The following is a 16118-nucleotide window of genomic DNA, read 5'->3' as shown; positions in this document are numbered from 1 at the left end:
ATTTATCATTGCGCTTTTCTTTGTACATGTTTTTATCTGCTTTTGACAATAAGTCATTAATCACAGTCGGGTCGGGGTTACCACTGTAACTGCAATAGCCGATACTGAGGGATAAGGGGGTCTCTTGTCCTTACCATTGAAATGCATTCTGCTTAACGTTTATTTTTATCTTTTCAATTACTTTCTGAACATCATTTGGGATGGTCAATCGTTGTAAAATCACAATGAATTCATCCCCACTGACTCGAGAAACAAAATCTGTCGAGCGTAAGCTGTGAGTAAGCAATGATGCGATATATTTCAAGACTGCATCACCCGCTTCATGCCCTAGTGAATCATTAATGTCCTTAAACTTGTCTAAATCCATGTTTAAAATTGTGAAATGTACAGTGTTATCATTGCGAGACATCACTTTGTTCAATTCATGGAACAAGAACCGCCTATTAAGCAACTTTGTTAACTCGTCATGAAGAGATAGCTTCTGAACCCGTATGTAGTTTCTAATCAGGAACAACACTAAAATATAGATCACGCTAAATGTTGCCCAACCTAGCGCACGAAACAGAACGTTAAAGCGCTGAATACTGTCTATTTGCTCAAATCCCGTATATTTAGCAAACAAATTCCAATTGCCATTAGGCATATAGATTGGGTAACTGGCGTCATAATTGGCTAAAACCTTTTCATCACCCTCTATCAGTTGATTATTGTGGCCGGTTAAAGCAATGGTCGCGCCTTTTAAAGTGCTCAGTGCAGATTGTGCAATGAGCTTGTCGTAGTCAATCACAACACTGAGACCGCCCCAATATTCGTTGTTTTGTGGTATATCGGTAAATATTGGATATCGAGCAACCAGTGCCATCCCTCCTTGCACAAGTTCTAGTGGCCCTGCGACAAACACTTTTTTTGCTGTTTAGCAAGTTGTACGGATCGGTATTGGTTGGGAACAGTGCGAAAATCTAATCCAATGGCTTTTTCGTTACCTTCCAAAGGGTACACATGAGAAATGATGTCATTAGGTGCGAGCCCTATATTTCGCACAAGGTTTGCTTTCGACAAGAATTGTTCCGAGACAAAACTCCAGTTGTTCATCGCAAACTGAGGATCAAGTGCAATAACAGAAGCAAAGCTGTCAGCAAGATACGTATCACGGTAGACATTCGCCTCAATGCTATATCGAACCAAATCCAGTTCATGCTGAACATCTTCTCTTCCTAACTGCATTTGCTTATGAACAAAGATGCCAGTGATAAAACTGATCAGGCTATGAGAAATAAGTAGGTAGACCGCAGTCAGTAGAATTAAAGACCGTGGTTTAATCTTGTTTACCATGAAAGACTCGATACTTTGGGCCCATTATTGAAGTTAGAATCCTAATTACATAGTAGACCAAAGAAACGAACCAATGAGTGCCATGAGGTATTACCCTTTTACATAAATCGGCCTATAACCCTCTATTGTTTGGTTTTACCTCGTAAAGACTGACAACGTTTGGAGCAATATTTAACCATAGGCCAATCACGCTCCCATTTTTTTCGCCAATTGAATGGTCTTTGACAAACGACACATACCTTTTTTGGCAGTTGTGATTTTTTCATCGTTTTTTGTCCAATCGCATTTATCATGATAGCGCTTCTTTCCTTAAGCATTATCAACATCCAACGCTCGCCACTACGCGAGAAATCGCATTATGGTTCATAAAAACATCGGTCTCACTCGTCATTGATCATGGGGAATAGAGTATCGGTCATTGATAATTGGTCGCTATATCCACGCGAAAAACGTATGAAGTTATTTATTCTCATGGAACTACTATACGGGGTCCTATAGTTAGAAGATGCAACTAATGAACTAACGTCTATCTTTAGGGAACTTCTGGCAGGTCTCTTTGATGAAATGCTCCATCTAGACAGAAGAATTAAGACACTAGAAAGTAAGCTCGAGGTAATTTGTGCTCAAAGTGAAGAGTGTCAGCGCCTTCTTACTATTCCCGGCATTGGTTTACTCAGTGCGACCGCTATGTTCGCGGCCATTGGAGACATTGCTGCCTTCAAAAGTGGTCGAGAATTAGCAGCGTGGTTAGGCTTAGTGCCCAGGCAGCACTCGACGGGCGGCAAGCCAACATTACTCGGGATTAGTAAAAGAGGTGATACCTATCTTCGCACCTTACTCATTCACGGTGGGCGTACCGTTGTACGGGTAGCCGGCAAGCATACCGACCAGCGTAATCAATGGATAGCCAGCACAGAAATACGCCGTGGTAAAAATATTACCGCGGTAGCGGTTGCCAACAAAAATGTTCGAGTGGCTTGGGCCTTATTAAGTAATAAATCCATTTATCAAGCCAAAGCGGCTTAAACCACAACGAGCAACATTAACCTAAAATAACAAGCAACACCGTTTAACCTAATTGCGTAGATAAAACTCAAGTGATGGCATAAAAGGTAAAACCTGCATATCAGTAAGTCTGCTGGGGTCTAGGGCTCAATACGAAGCCGAAGACCTGATGAGACCGGTATGCGCGAATTCCATCAGGGCCAGAAGCGTTAAGAGCTTCACCCCAAGGCCGGATATATGGAAGCAAACTTTTCTGTTTCAAGAGTAGCTTTTTCTTGCAATACGAGGCGGACCATATATGACCCCTTTGGTTCTCTTGACAGACTCTATGCAATTTTAAAATCACATCACGCTAGTCAATGACCTCTTACCTAATTATACTTGATCAAATGTTAGATCCTGAATTCACACCGTTTCAAGGCCAAGTACACGGGCACGATTTATATCAAATCTGGACGCCGCCCGCGCCTGTCAGTCACTGGGTACATTATTTCTGGCAACTGTCTGTTCCAGTTGGGGATTTTTATTATCGGAGTGTTCCTGATAACTGCGTTGACTTGATCATTAATCTGGATCAATTGAATGACGCCGTTTTGGTTTCCCCTTTCACCTCTCCAATCATCTACCCTTTGGCAGGCCCAGCACGATACTTCGGTGTTCGGTTTCGTTTACTGGGCCAACATGCGTTACTGTCTGAACCCATTAGTGAATGGGCATCTGACAGCGACCAAACTGAAATAAAAGATCTATTTCCTGCGCAATTGATAGAACAAATTGAGCACTATCTCTCTTTTAGCGAGTCGTTCGAACAAAAAAGCCTTCGTTTAGCAAAAGCCATCGTCAGTGCCATAGAGCGGCCAGTCATCGATCCTAGAATCCTTAAATTCATTCGCTACTGCCATCACAGTGATAACGCATTACCCTTGAGTGAATTATCGCCCAACATACTGGGTATAACCGACCGTCAATTGAGGAGGTTAACGCAGCAATATCTTGGTGTTAGCCCTAAAGCATTTTGCAAAGTCGTCCGCTTCCAGAACACTCTGAGGGCATGGCGTACAATGAAAGATAATAGAGCTTGGGCAGACTGGTATTTTGATCAATCCCACTTTTCACGAGAGTTTAAACAACTCACTGGGAGCCCACCGAATCAATTTTTGAAGATGTCCGTTTTGTACAAGAATCCCTCTCCTCAATCTTCCATTATTCTCCCTGACAACGCACAAACATAATAAAGGAGATAAGTATGATTGAATTTAGCGCGATGTTCCCAGTCATGGTAGCGGTAGATTTAGAGAAGATAAAAACCTTCTATGAGACATTTTTTGGCTTTCAGTCCGTTTACTATCAACAAGATTTTTACCTTCATTTAGTGTCAATGGACACAGGGGTTCAACTTGGCTTTTTGGTTCCTGATCATCCAAGCCAACCTGAGTTCCTTCACCGTCTATTTGATCCACAAGGCTACGTCATTAGCTTGGAAGTACCCAACGCGGTTGCCGCCTATGAACAAGCACAAAGCTTGAATATGACGTTCTCAATGCCATTGAAGGAAGAAGAATGGGGCCAAATTCATTTTATGGTTGAAGACCCTGCCGGTATTAATATCGACATAGTTCAGCACAAAGCGGATACTGAATAATTCCGTCTAGCCAATAAAGAAACAGGGTATGTAAGAACATACCCTGTTTAGTGCTGTAGCCGATTTATGCGGTTATTTCAGCTTATAGAATACGGTCGCAAGCGGCGGTATACGTAATGAAAGTGATTGTGATAACCCTTCACTTTCCACCGTTTGAGTTGCCGCAGTGTCGAACACATGATAATCACTGCCATTGTAGTGTGCGTTATCAGTATTCAATAACAACTCATACTCACCAGGTACTGGCATACCTAATACGAACTCGTCTTGTGGAACTGGTGTAAAGTTAGTGACAACGAGAACACGTTCACCTTGTTCGCTGATTCGCTCATGAGCCAAAATACTCACGTCTGCCGCATCTTGTAAACGCCATTCAAATCCACGAGGGTCACTGTCTAACTCATGCAGCGCGAGTTCGTTTCGGTACATCTTATTCAGATCACGCGTTAAGTTTTGAACCCCTTTATGACGGTCAAACTCGAGTAAGAACCATTGCAATTGATCGTCATGATTCCATTCGGCAGTTTGACCTATTTCAGCCCCCATGAAGTTCAGCTTTTTACCCGGCTGGCCATACATGTAGCCCATGTAAGCGCGAAGGTTTGCGGTTTTTTGCCACTCATCACCTGGCATTTTATCGTGTATCGACCCTTTGCCGTACACCACTTCATCATGAGAAAGTGACAATACGTAGTTTTCACTGTGTGCATACACTAATGGAAAGGTGATGGTATCGTGGTGATATTGACGGTGAATAGGATCTTCTTTGATGTACGCTAGGCTATCGTGCATCCAACCCATGTTCCACTTAAAGCCAAAACCTAAACCGCCCATGAAGGTCGGTGCTGATACACCAGGAAAAGCGGTCGATTCTTCCGCAATCGTCATCGCATTCGGAAAGTGCTTATACACTTCTTCGTTCATCCACTTCAGCGTGGCGATGGCATCGTAGTTTTCATTACCACCGTCGACATTCGGCACCCATTGGTCATGACTGCGCGAGTAATCGAGATAGAGCATCGAAGCCACAGCATCGACTCGGATACCATCAATATGGAACTGTTCAAACCAATACAACGCATTTGAGACTAAGAAGCGACGAACGTGTTCACGGCCTAAATCATAGATGTACGAGCTCCAATCTTGATGCCAGCCACGACGAGGATCAGGATCGTGGAACAGTGGCGTACCATCGAAGTTTGCTAAACCATGGTCATCGGATGGAAAGTGCGCAGGCACCCAATCGAGAACCACGCCCAAACCGGCTTGGTGGCACTGATCAACAAAATATTTGAAATCATCCGGTGTACCAAAGCGGCTCGTCGGCGCAAATAAACCGATCGGTTGGTAGCCCCAAGAACCATAAAATGGATGCTCAGAAACAGGCATGAGTTCTATGTGGGTGTAACCAAGATCAACCAAATACGGGACAAGCTCAGCGGCAAGGTCACGATAGTTTAAGAAGTTACCATGCTGATCTCGCTTCCAAGAGCCGGCATGAAGCTCGTAAAAAGAGAGGGCTTCACGGCGCTTTTCAGTGACAGGTCGACTCTGCCATTTTGTATCTTGCCAGTCGTAGCGATCATGATTATAAGTGACCGACGAAAACGATGGATGTTGCTCGCTATAAAAACCCCAAGGATCGGCCTTATGCGGTAAGCCTTCCCCTTCTGGGCCTTTCATTTCAAATTTGTACTGGGCACCTTCTTCTAGACCAGGTATGAATATTCCCCATATCCCGTAATCTAAGCGCTGCATAGGGTGACGACGTCCGTCCCATGAGTTGAAGTTACCAACCAGGCTACAGGCTGAAGCATGAGGTGCGTAAACAAGAAAACGCGTACCCGAAATGGATTTTCCATCTCGTTCTAAGGTGACAAATTGAGCCCCCATTTGGTGATACATTTCTTTCGGGTTATGCAATTCGTCGTAGCCAGCGTATAAAGCGTGGTATTGATATGGGTCGTCAATTAACTGCTCGGTACCAGACCAATTAACCGCCAGTTTGTAGTGGGTAAAACGAAGGTCACGCGACTGTTTCAGCACAAAACCAGAAGAATCTTCGCGAGTCAGCGGAATTCTCTCTTCGCCTTCAATCACTAACTCTACACCATCGGCATCTGGCATCCATACGCGCAATGCACCTTGTTTTTCAGGCAAATACGGCCCAATAAATGAGAAGGGATCGGCAAACGCAGCTTGTGAAAGTTGGGTGTACACTTGTGTAATTTTATTAAGCCCTGTTTGTTTCAATGTAAGTTCTCCTAACCTAACTTTCGACAATCGATTTCTTATATAAGTACCCGCTGCTGAATGATCGTTTCTATATAATAAATTTTTATATAAATTAGCAACTTGTTAACTAAAAAAGCCTACTAGTCAGCAGGCTTAATAATTAGTGGATGTAGTTTACCGAACTTAAGCCTCTTTTAGAGTGACCAAGTTTATACTTTTCTATGCGACTGGTATCAATGGCCGCTTTATCGGTTCTATTGATCGCTTTACCCTGCTTTAGAACGAACTTCAGTCAAACGCTTAGTAATACGGTTAACACTTTCGCGAGCAAATATTTCATCCAGATTCATTGACAATTTACGACGCCAGTTAGGGTATTCATTGACCGTGCCTGGTATATTCACTGGCTGGTCCATTTCTAACCAATCTTCAAGTTGTACACTCAGCAAAGAAGATGAGCCAGCGGCAACGTGTAAATGAAGCGCTTCGCTTAAGTACGAATCCATCGGCACTTGAGAGGCATCACGACCCACGCCTTCTGGTAAATATCCATGCCATGCTACTGAATCCAAAATACCCTGTTTACAGACCAAACGATCTTGATACAGGCTTTCGAGTTGCTGCTCGTCTGGGTACAAACCAATGTCATGGCCCATTTTTAGATCATCACAGTGCCAGAAGCCACGGAGTGTCGGCATATCGTGCGTACATAACGCTGACATAGATTGTTCAGCGTAATGTGCCGGTGAAATAAAACCACCGTCTTCCTTTGATGTCTCAAAGAAAAATACCTTGTAAGAGTTCACACCCGCATCACGCAAAATATCAACAATCTCATCGGGTACCGTACCCAAGTCTTCACCTATCACACTGCATTGCTGACGGTGCGATTCAAGCGCCAGTATCGCTAGCATGTCTTGAACAGGGTAATAGATGTAAGCGCCTTTCGTCGCATCTTGACCTTTCGGAATCCACCATAAACGCAGCAATCCTAATACGTGATCAATGCGCAGTGAGCCACAGTGTTTCATATTGGCACGAAGCAAGTTGATGTACGCTCGATATCCGGTCTCTTTTAGTACTTGAGGGTTCAGCGGTGGTAATCCCCAGTTTTGACCAAGTGGGCCTAATACGTCTGGTGGCGCGCCAATGCTTGCATCAAGCACTAAGCTGCCGTCATCTGCCCAAGTTTCTGAGCCTGAATCTGCCACACCGACAGCAAGGTCTCGGTATAGGCCAACCGCCATCCCTTTTTCTTCTGCCAGTGTCTGTGCTTCATTGATTTGCGTGTCAGCAATCCACTGCAGGTACATATAAAGGTGCACACTGTCTTGGTTATCTTTGATGTATTTTTGCACCGCAGGGCTATCAAACTTGCGGAACTCTTCAGGGAAAACAGGCCATCCCCAAACACTAGAATCTTGTTTATGCAGCTCAATATGCAGAGCATCAAACGCCGCCTGATGGATTAGGCTATCACCACCTTGTTCAACAAACGCCAAGAATGCTTGCGCACGTTCGCTGTTTTTATCTAGGTGCCGAGATTTAAATTCTGCATAAAGCATTGGCAATACGCGATTTTTTAGCTCAGCCACTTCTGTATAGTTCACCCAGTGTGAATCTCGAGCCTGCTGTAAACGCTGCTGAAATTCAGCACTTCCAACCGTCTGTTGCGCTTTAGCGCTGAGTGCAAACTCAGGCACTGAGCTCACATCAATGTATAAAATGTTGAGCCAACGACGAGAGGATGGGCTGTATGGGCTTGCCCCTTCTGGGTTCGCTGGAAAAAGAGAATGAATTGGGTTAAGACCGACAAAGTCACCGCCGCGAGAAGCGATATCAGCGACAAGCTGTTTTAGATCACCAAAATCACCAATGCCCCAATTGTGAGAAGTACGCAATGTGTAAAGCTGAATACTTGGTCCCCACATTTTCTTGCCGTCATTCATTTTAGGCTGTTTGAAACACGACTGAGGAGTGAGAATCAACGACATCACATACGGTGTTTTACGACGCTTTCTCGAAACAATAAGAGTGTGGTAGCCCCACTCAAGATCGTTGGGTAAGGTAAATACTAAAGGGCCACCCTCTTTTCGCTCATCTCTAACAATCTGAGATTGAAGATAGCCTTCAAGTACCTGGCCTTGCTCTGTTTCCAAACGCCAACTGAATTCACTCTCTCTGGCGCTCGCGCCAAGGTTAAGTTCCACTTCAATCGCTTCCCCATCACGAATAACCATGACGGGTTCAAGTACAGATTTCTTGTGCTTTTTCTCTGCAGAACTTAGTAATGCTGCGTCATTGCGTGTGTCGTACCCTAGCGAGCCTAATAAATGTAAAAGAGTGTCATCTTCTACTTTTGCTTCTTCTCCCCAAGCACTGATATAGCTATCAGCGAGTCGAGCCATTTCGGCGACTTGTTGTAATGCTGTTTGATCTGTCATCGCTCTCTCCGAAGGTTATTATTACCTTCACAACGTCGGGTTTTATTGATTGTAATAGATAACGCATTGCCTAATACGAATGAAGCCAAGGCGATCGAGACCTAAAATAAGGTACGCCTTGGCTATTATTTGGACGTATTACCGCTTAACCGCTTCCAATTTCCAGATGTTGTTCACGTAGTCGCGGATTGAGCGGTCTGAGGTGAACTTACCAACCAGTGCAGTGTTAAGAATCGCCTTCTGAGCCCAACCTGCTTGGTCTTTGTACTGTTTGCCCATGTCTTCATGTGCTTGCACGTAAGAGGCGAAATCAGCAAGACATAAATATGGGTCACCGCCGTCTAACAAGCTATCAAACGTTGCACGTAGAAGGCCTGGTTGACCCGGAGTGAACTCATCGCCAGTCAATAGGTCTAGAGATGCTTTCAGTAGTGGGTCTGCATTGTAGTAGTCGTATGGGTTGTAACCCTGAGCTTTCAGTGCTTGAACACCATCCACTTCTAGGCCGAAGATGTAGATATTTTCATCACCCACTTCTTCACGAATCTCAACGTTTGCACCATCCATCGTACCGATAGTTAGCGCGCCGTTTAGCGCCATCTTCATGTTGCCCGTACCCGATGCTTCTTTACCCGCTAATGAGATTTGCTGAGAAACGTCTGCTGCAGGGATTATGATTTCAGCCATGCTGACACGGTAGTCAGGGATGAAGACCACTTTAAGCTTGTTGCCGATGCGAGGGTCGTTATTGATCTTCTCTGCAATCTTGTTCACCGCGAAGATGATCTCTTTCGCTAGGTGGTAACCCGGTGCTGCTTTCGCTGCGAAGAAACATACGCGTGGCTCACACTCGAAACCAGGTTCGTTAAGAATACGGTGGTACAGTGAGAGAATGTGTAGCAAATCTAGGTGCTGACGCTTGTATTCGTGAAGACGCTTGATTTGAACGTCAAAGATAGCGTTCGTATCTAGCTTGATACCCATGTTCTCTTGAACCCAATCAGCTAGGCGCTGTTTGTTTTCTTTCTTAACAGCCATGAATTCTTTTTGGAATTTCGCGTCTGTTGCAAACTTAGCGATGCCTTCTAGCTGCTCAAGTTTTGCAGGCCACTCAGTGCCGATCTTACCTGTGATTAGCGTAGATAGACCTGGGTTACAGAACTTCAACCAACGACGTGGCGTGATGCCGTTCGTTACGTTAGTCAGTTTGCCTGGGAAGATTTCGTTGAACTCAGGGAACAAGTCTTTCTTAACCAGTTGTGAGTGAAGCGCAGCTACACCGTTGACTTTGTAAGAACCAATCACACATAGGTTTGCCATGCGAACCATGCGGTGGAAACCTTCTTGGATGATAGAAAGCTTCGCTTGCTTCTCACCGTCACCTGGCCACATCTTGCGAACTTCTTGCATGAAGCGGTGGTTGATTTCAAAAATGATTTCCATGTGGCGTGGAAGAAGACGGTTGATCAGTGATTCAGACCAAGTCTCTAGTGCTTCAGGAAGTAGTGTGTGGTTCGTGTATGCGAACGTATGTGCACTGATTTCCCATGCTTGGTCCCAAGATAGACCTTTCTCGTCAATCAAGATGCGCATTAGCTCAGGAATCGCAATCGTTGGGTGTGTATCGTTAAGCTGAATCGTTTCTTGCTTAGGCAGATCTTCTAGAGAGAAACCAGCTGCTTCGTGACGACGTAGAATATCGCGAACAGAGGCGGCTGAGTGGAAGTACTGCTGCATTAGACGCAGAGTCTTACCTTTCTCGTGGTTGTCGTTCGGGTAAAGAACCTTAGTGATGTTACCTGCATCGATTAGCGAGTGTTGCGCTTCGAAGTAGTCACCGTTGTTAAAGCTTGCGAGTGAGAATGGTGCAATTGCCTGACATTCCCAAAGGCGCAGCGGGTAAACCGTGTTTGACTCGTAACCTACGATAGGCAGATCCCAAGGCATTGCTTTTACTTCCATACCTGGAACCCAAGTACGAACTTCTTTACCGTCGATGTATTCAACATCAACGTGGCCGTAAAAACCGATGTGTTGCGCTAGTTCTGGACGAGCCACTTCCCATGGGTAACCTTCAACACCACGCCATGCGTCAGGTGCTTCTTGTTGACGACCGTCTTGGAAAGACTGTTTGAATAGACCGTATTCATAGTGAAGACCGTAGCCCACTGTTGGATACTCTTGAGCGGCACAAGAATCCATGAAACAAGCAGCAAGACGACCAAGACCACCATTACCGAGTGATGGGTCGCGTTCTTCTTCTAGAAGGTCAGTTAGGTTTTGACCTAGCTCTTCCATCGCGTGAGTGATTTGCTCGTACAGACCCATGCTGATCAGGTTGTTGCCTGTTAAACGGCCAATCAGAAACTCTAATGAAAGGTAGTTAACGCTCTTCGCGTTCTTAATTTTTTCATCATTTTCAGTTTCTAGCAGGTCAAAAGTCGTTAGCTCTGCAAGAGCACGGCCCATTGCCAGGTACCATGCGCGGCTATCTGCATTTTCAATTGTTGTTGCGTAGGTTGCAGATAAATGTTTCTTAACGCTCTCTTGGAACGACACTTTATCGAAAGTTTTTTGCTGAGTTGGTTTCATTTCAGAAATCTCGCTTTTAATAGTTCTAATTCATCTGTGACATATCGTGCATCTACACAGTATTCTAAACATCCTCCTAGGTATTATGATGAAGAGGAGGAGAGGTTAGGGCGTAGAGGGCGTACCCCACTATGAGCGGTGATCTAAATCTCAATAATCGCTGTACATGACAAATCAGCCGTGATTCACCTCACACACCCTAGCTGTTTACCCTACTCTGTATTCATTAAAAAAGTATCAACCCGAGTTTCACTATTGATACAAAATGAGAAATAGTTCTCATAGTTTCTCCTCGAATGATGCAAGTTTCATGATTTTTCGTACAAGTTACATTTACATGACACATCAAAATCGAACAATTAGTGATTCACATCACATTTACAGGGCGTAGTGGTAAATTTGAAGCGATCCCCTTAAAAAAACGGGGTGGGATCAATAACGGTCATTGATGAGTTCCAGTAGTATCCAACCTATCGGCTCCATAACCATCATGACAACGGATTAGAAATATGTGGATTCCATCGAAATTAACTCGACCTGGTCGACTTCATAATGCGATTGTTCGCCCTAGAGTCCTTGACCTATTACAGCAAGCCCCTTGCTATAAGTTGGTTCTTTTTCGTTCGCCTGCTGGCTACGGGAAAACCACCATGGCTTCTCAATGGCTATCCGACAAATCTCATGTTGGTTGGTACAGCATTGATGAAAGTGATAACGATCCGTTTCGCTTCATCAACTATCTTTTACAAGCTCTCAACAAAAGCACCAATAACGCTTGCCCAAATGCGCAAACCTTGGCAGAGAAACGCCAGTTTTCTTCTCTTCACTCTCTCTTTAGCGAAGTCTTTGCCGAACTTTCAAATTTTCACCAAGAATGCTACGTCGTACTCGATGACTACCACCTGATCTCGGATGATGAAATCCATGAAGCAATGCGGTTTTTCCTTAAGCATATGCCTGAGAACCTTACGCTTGTGGTAACAAGCCGAGCAGCGCCGCCATTAGGAACCGCTAACCTGCGTGTGCGTGATCTGATGATTGAGATTGGCAATGAGTTACTGGCTTTTGATACAGAAGAAACCACACGATTCTTTAACCAGCGTGTCACCGATGGCATTGATACTGACACGGCAAAGAACCTGCAAACCTACGTTGAAGGTTGGCCATCCGCACTGCAATTAATTGCTCTCCAGGCTCAGCATCAAAAACGAACATTGGCCCAGTCAGCAGAATCTGTATCGCAGTTTAATCACGCGCATTTATGGGATTATTTGGTAGAAGAAGTGTTCGACTTGCTTGACCAAGAAACAAGGCAGTTCTTATTACAATGTTCGGTACTGGATCATTTCAATGATCAGCTCGTCTGTGCGCTGACCCAACGAGACGATGCTCTCAGCATGATCGAGTCTTTGAATCGCTACGGGTTATTTATTTACCCTCTTGAAGACGAGAAAAACTGGTACCGATTCCACAATTTATTCGCCGAGTTTCTCGCCCATGAACGTATGGCTCGCATTCCTCAACAAGAGCAACATTTGCATAAAACCGCCGCACAAGCTTGGTTGAAGTTAGAGTCGCCACACCAAGCGTTGCAGCATGCGCAAAAAGCCAAAGACAGCGAGCTCGTTGCAACAATTTTAACCAGCTATGGTTGGAAAATGTTCAACCAAGGAGAGCTACAAACACTTGAACGAGCGATTAAAACACTAGAGCCCACTCAACTCTATACCGAACCAAAGCTGTGTATGTTGGAAGCCTGGTTAGCACAAAGTCAGCACCGATATAATGATGTAGGTGATTTGCTCGCCCAAGCTGATGAGCAGATGCCGCTGTACAACGTAACCCCTACAACCAAAGAGCAAGGGGAGTTTAACGCATTACGAGCGCAAGTCGCGATTAACCGAAATGAGCCACAAAAAGCACTGGAACTCGCGGAACTGGCCCTGAGCCAACTTGATCATACGGTCTACCGCAGCCGAATTGTCGCGACCTCTGTCGTGGGGGAAGTCAATCACGTTACCGGCCACTTGAGCCGAGCCTTACCCATGATGCAACAAACAGAAAAGCTGGCCCGTCAATATCAAGTTTACCACCAAGCGCTATGGGCCATGCTGCAACAAAGTGAAATCTTGATCGCTCAAGGCTATGTTCAGGCGGCTTTTGAAGTACAAGACAACGCGTTTAAATTGGTTGAAGAGCAGCAACTTCAGCAAGTACCAATGCATGAATTTTTACTGCGTTTACGCGCTCAAGTTTTTTGGTGCTGGAATCGACTCGATGAAGCCGAAGAGTGCGCTTATAAAGGGTTACATGTGTTAGGCAAACATGATCCAAGCAAGCATCTGCACAGCTACTCCATGCTGGCACGTATCGCTATTGGACGAGGAGAACTGGATAAAGCCGCCAAATTTATCGACCAAATCGTCCATCTGTTAAAACAATCAACCTACCACGTTGATTGGACAGCAAACGCATCGCTTTCATTGATCTTATTTTGGCAAGCCCGCGGCGATAAAGACGCTATTCGCCAGTGGCTTGATACCGCAGTAAGGCCCGAAGAGGCGTGCAATCACTTTACACAACTTCAATGGCGTAATATCGCACGGGCTTATATCAATTTAGGGGAAACAGACAACGCGCAAAAAACGCTTGATTTTATTCAAGAACAAGCCCAAAAAGCGCACCTCCTCACTGACAGAAATAGAAACCTCATTGTGGAAGGTGTTCTCTCGGTAAAACAAGGGAATGAAGATCAGGCCAAAGATAAGTTGAAGCAAGCCCTAGAGTTAACGAATCAAACTGGGATTTTAGGCAACTTTCTCATCGACGGTGGAAAGATTGGCCACCTGCTTGAAAAACTCAGTACTAAATCTGAACTGGGCGATCTTGAACGCCACCGTGCACAACAACTCACCAAAGATATCTCAACCACTCAACGCAGCCGATCGGTTCACTTTGATGAAGAATTTGTCGAGAAGTTAGTGAATCATCCCAATATTCCCGAACTGGTGAGAACGAGCCCTCTTACCCAGCGAGAATGGCAAGTCTTAGGGTTAATTTATTCTGGGTTTAGTAATGAGCAAATAGCCCAAGAACTGGATGTTGCAGGTACCACCATTAAAACCCATATCCGAAATTTGTATCAAAAGCTCAATATTGCTAATCGTAAAGAAGCAATAAGAACCGCCGAGCATTTACTGCAACTGATGGGGTTTTAAATTCGCCCTTCTTGTAGATACACCAAAAAAACGCCCCAACAAGTTATCCTTGTTGGGGCGTTTCTGCATTGATCTTTGTAAACAATAAACATCACATGCGACTAGAATTTCTTAGGTGCAAAACCTGTCATCACATCACAACGTAATGCCTTACCCAGCTTCGTCATTGGGTGAACAATCACTAACCCTTTTACGGATTTTTTCAACTTGCCCATATCCGCCTGTTCAGCTTTGGTAATTTCACGAGAGAACGGCATATCGGATAGGTCTTTACGCTCTTTGTTAAGATCGTAATCTTGCTTGTGTTTGAGTTGGGCGATCTTTTTGTTAATTTTCTCAATTTCATCCGTAAATTTTGAGATCATAGCCTGATCGCCACGAGATTTCGCCGCATCTAACTTAAACTTACACTTATCTAGGCGGTGATTTAATTGCTGTACTTCTTTTTTTGAACTCATGACTCATGACTCTTGGATGAACTTTGGGCGCGGAGTATATCACATTCTACTACCAACCCATAGATCGTTATTCTATGGTTTTTCCATCACTATTCTCTTTCTTCTTGACGGTAAATTTCCAACCATAAACGGATACAGGCATAGAATGGTTGAAACAGCCCCTACCCCATAAACAGAATAAATAAGCTGAATTAATTAAGCAGAATCCACTAAACTGACTAAACCGCATTCATAACAAGGATGATAGACCATGCATGACCGAATTCTCTCAGTATTAGCAGCCGCACTGCTAATGGTGTCCACCCCTTTAGCCGCAAAAGATTCCATCACCATCGACTATCTAACCCCCGCCACAGATCAAGACAAGCACACACAGCAAGCCATCAAAGAAAGCGGAATTAACGAGCTCGTCTCTGAGCTTGCACACTCCCATTTCCCTTTCAATAAACCCCTAGTAATTCAATACGGCAGTGAAGATGGCCCACTATACGATCCAGAGCTTCATCAGGTATCCATCCCTTATCCGTTTTATCAACAATCCCTGCAGTACTTTACCAAGAATGACTACCAGAAACGTTTTAACAAACCTGCCCAACAGGGCGCGATAGATACCTTATTTCATACTCTACTTCATGAAGCCGGACACGCTTATATCCATGACCAGAAAATTCCAATATTGGGCAAAGAAGAAGATGCGGTTGATAACTTTGCCACGATTATGTTGATTGAATACATTGATAACGGTGCCGATGTTGCTATTAGCGCAGCTGATATGTTCGCATTTGAATCTGACGATAGGCCCGACTACTACGATTTTGGTGAATACATTGATGAACATAGCTTTGACCTTCAGCGCTATTTTTCCACCTTATGCTTAGTCTACGGCAGTGACCCTAAAACCCATCAGAATCTACTTAATGAAGTTGAACCGGATTACCTATCCGAGCGCCAAGAGTTTTGCGAATTTGAATATCACAACCTCTCCCAAAACTGGCACTCCTATCTAGGTCAGGATAGACAAAATTCAAAATCCGTGACTGACTGAAATTACTCACTTTTCTATGTAATGAGAGCAAGAAAACAACTTCTCTGTGATACAGAGACCAATAACCGAACGATTTTTGCCCAACAGCGTCAACTTTATCTAATCTAAAAGGACAAGAATTAACAATTATTTCGACTGGGGAGCAAA

At 44.4% G+C, this 16118-nt stretch carries 12 protein-coding genes; 5 read left to right on the top strand and 7 right to left on the bottom strand.

All coding sequences use genetic code 11. The features are described 5' to 3' along the window. Positions 1-130 precede the first annotated feature (130 nt). From A1QO_RS20685 to A1QO_RS19600, 3 genes are all read right to left on the bottom strand, one after another. Positions 131-901, bottom strand: coding sequence for a sensor domain-containing diguanylate cyclase (locus A1QO_RS20685; RefSeq protein ID WP_241790493.1), 771 nt, complete (start codon positions 899-901; stop codon positions 131-133). Continuing rightward, positions 880-1332, bottom strand: a complete 453-nt coding sequence (locus tag A1QO_RS20680) for a hypothetical protein (protein WP_241790492.1) — start codon at positions 1330-1332, stop codon at positions 880-882. Before A1QO_RS20680 ends, A1QO_RS20685 begins: the two co-directional genes overlap by 22 nt. Positions 1333-1454: 122 nt before the next feature. After that, the gene (locus tag A1QO_RS19600) at positions 1455-1598 is read right to left on the bottom strand and encodes a DUF2256 domain-containing protein (RefSeq protein WP_198926658.1); all 144 of its coding nucleotides are present in this window, start codon (positions 1596-1598) and stop codon (positions 1455-1457) included. Between the two features lie 298 nt (positions 1599-1896). Between A1QO_RS19600 and A1QO_RS19595 the strand changes: the two genes are divergently transcribed. The 3 genes from A1QO_RS19595 (at position 1897) to A1QO_RS19585 (ending at position 3979) form a co-directional block, all read left to right on the top strand. Continuing rightward, positions 1897-2358: an IS110 family transposase gene (locus tag A1QO_RS19595; RefSeq protein ID WP_017037562.1), complete on the top strand. Its 462-nt coding sequence runs from the start codon at positions 1897-1899 to the stop codon at positions 2356-2358. Positions 2359-2696: 338 nt separating this feature from the next. Then, complete coding sequence (locus tag A1QO_RS19590; RefSeq protein ID WP_017041935.1) at positions 2697-3569, top strand: helix-turn-helix domain-containing protein; 873 nt, start codon at positions 2697-2699, stop codon at positions 3567-3569. Between the two features lie 14 nt (positions 3570-3583). Beyond that, positions 3584-3979, top strand: a complete 396-nt coding sequence (locus A1QO_RS19585; protein WP_017034801.1) for a VOC family protein — start codon at positions 3584-3586, stop codon at positions 3977-3979. A gap of 72 nt (positions 3980-4051) precedes the next feature. Here the strand turns inward: A1QO_RS19585 and glgB are convergent, their stop codons facing one another. The 3 genes from glgB to A1QO_RS19570 all read right to left on the bottom strand — a co-directional run bounded on the left by glgB (position 4052) and on the right by A1QO_RS19570 (position 11250). Further along, positions 4052-6232: a 1,4-alpha-glucan branching protein GlgB gene (gene glgB / locus A1QO_RS19580; protein ID WP_017041934.1), complete on the bottom strand. Its 2181-nt coding sequence runs from the start codon at positions 6230-6232 to the stop codon at positions 4052-4054. 248 nt (positions 6233-6480) lie between these two features. Further along, positions 6481-8658 carry a 4-alpha-glucanotransferase gene (gene malQ, locus A1QO_RS19575; RefSeq protein WP_017034803.1) on the bottom strand — a complete coding sequence of 726 codons (2178 nt, stop codon included), beginning with the start codon at positions 8656-8658 and terminating at the stop codon, positions 6481-6483. Between the two features lie 138 nt (positions 8659-8796). Next, entirely contained in the window at positions 8797-11250 is a 2454-nt protein-coding gene (locus A1QO_RS19570; protein WP_017039204.1) for a glycogen/starch/alpha-glucan phosphorylase, read from the bottom strand. Positions 11251-11759: 509 nt separating this feature from the next. On the opposite strand from A1QO_RS19570, the gene malT reads away from it, so the two are divergent. Continuing rightward, positions 11760-14468 (top strand): HTH-type transcriptional regulator MalT, encoded by a 2709-nt coding sequence (gene malT / locus A1QO_RS19565; RefSeq protein ID WP_017037557.1) that lies wholly within the window; start codon positions 11760-11762, stop codon positions 14466-14468. 101 nt (positions 14469-14569) lie between these two features. On the opposite strand, the gene A1QO_RS19560 is transcribed toward malT, so the two are convergent. Beyond that, positions 14570-14926: a YibL family ribosome-associated protein gene (locus tag A1QO_RS19560; RefSeq protein ID WP_017034806.1), complete on the bottom strand. Its 357-nt coding sequence runs from the start codon at positions 14924-14926 to the stop codon at positions 14570-14572. 250 nt (positions 14927-15176) lie between these two features. Between A1QO_RS19560 and A1QO_RS19555 the strand changes: the two genes are divergently transcribed. Then, complete coding sequence (locus A1QO_RS19555; RefSeq protein WP_017039205.1) at positions 15177-15971, top strand: DUF4344 domain-containing metallopeptidase; 795 nt, start codon at positions 15177-15179, stop codon at positions 15969-15971. Positions 15972-16118: the final 147 nt, after the last annotated feature.

The sequence above is a fragment of the Vibrio genomosp. F10 str. ZF-129 genome, assembly GCF_000287055.2.
Classification (GTDB): Bacteria; Pseudomonadota; Gammaproteobacteria; order Enterobacterales; family Vibrionaceae; genus Vibrio.
The sequence above is the reverse complement of the archived record's forward strand: the minus strand, read 5'-3'. Positions and strand labels throughout refer to the sequence as shown.

Bases quoted from the DNA above. Each gene is read 5' to 3' on its own strand.
- A1QO_RS19555 (WP_017039205.1), top strand. From the start codon at position 15,177: ATGCATGACCGAATTCTCTCAGTATTAGCAGCCGCACTGCTAATGGTG.
- malQ (WP_017034803.1), bottom strand. From the start codon at position 8,658: ATGACAGATCAAACAGCATTACAACAAGTCGCCGAAATGGCTCGACTC.
- A1QO_RS19595 (WP_017037562.1), top strand. From the start codon at position 1,897: ATGCTCCATCTAGACAGAAGAATTAAGACACTAGAAAGTAAGCTCGAG.
- A1QO_RS19560 (WP_017034806.1), bottom strand. From the start codon at position 14,926: ATGAGTTCAAAAAAAGAAGTACAGCAATTAAATCACCGCCTAGATAAG.
- malT (WP_017037557.1), top strand. From the start codon at position 11,760: ATGTGGATTCCATCGAAATTAACTCGACCTGGTCGACTTCATAATGCG.
- A1QO_RS20680 (WP_241790492.1), bottom strand. From the start codon at position 1,332: ATGGTAAACAAGATTAAACCACGGTCTTTAATTCTACTGACTGCGGTC.
- A1QO_RS19570 (WP_017039204.1), bottom strand. From the start codon at position 11,250: ATGAAACCAACTCAGCAAAAAACTTTCGATAAAGTGTCGTTCCAAGAG.
- A1QO_RS19590 (WP_017041935.1), top strand. From the start codon at position 2,697: ATGACCTCTTACCTAATTATACTTGATCAAATGTTAGATCCTGAATTC.
- A1QO_RS19600 (WP_198926658.1), bottom strand. From the start codon at position 1,598: ATGAAAAAATCACAACTGCCAAAAAAGGTATGTGTCGTTTGTCAAAGA.
- A1QO_RS19585 (WP_017034801.1), top strand. From the start codon at position 3,584: ATGATTGAATTTAGCGCGATGTTCCCAGTCATGGTAGCGGTAGATTTA.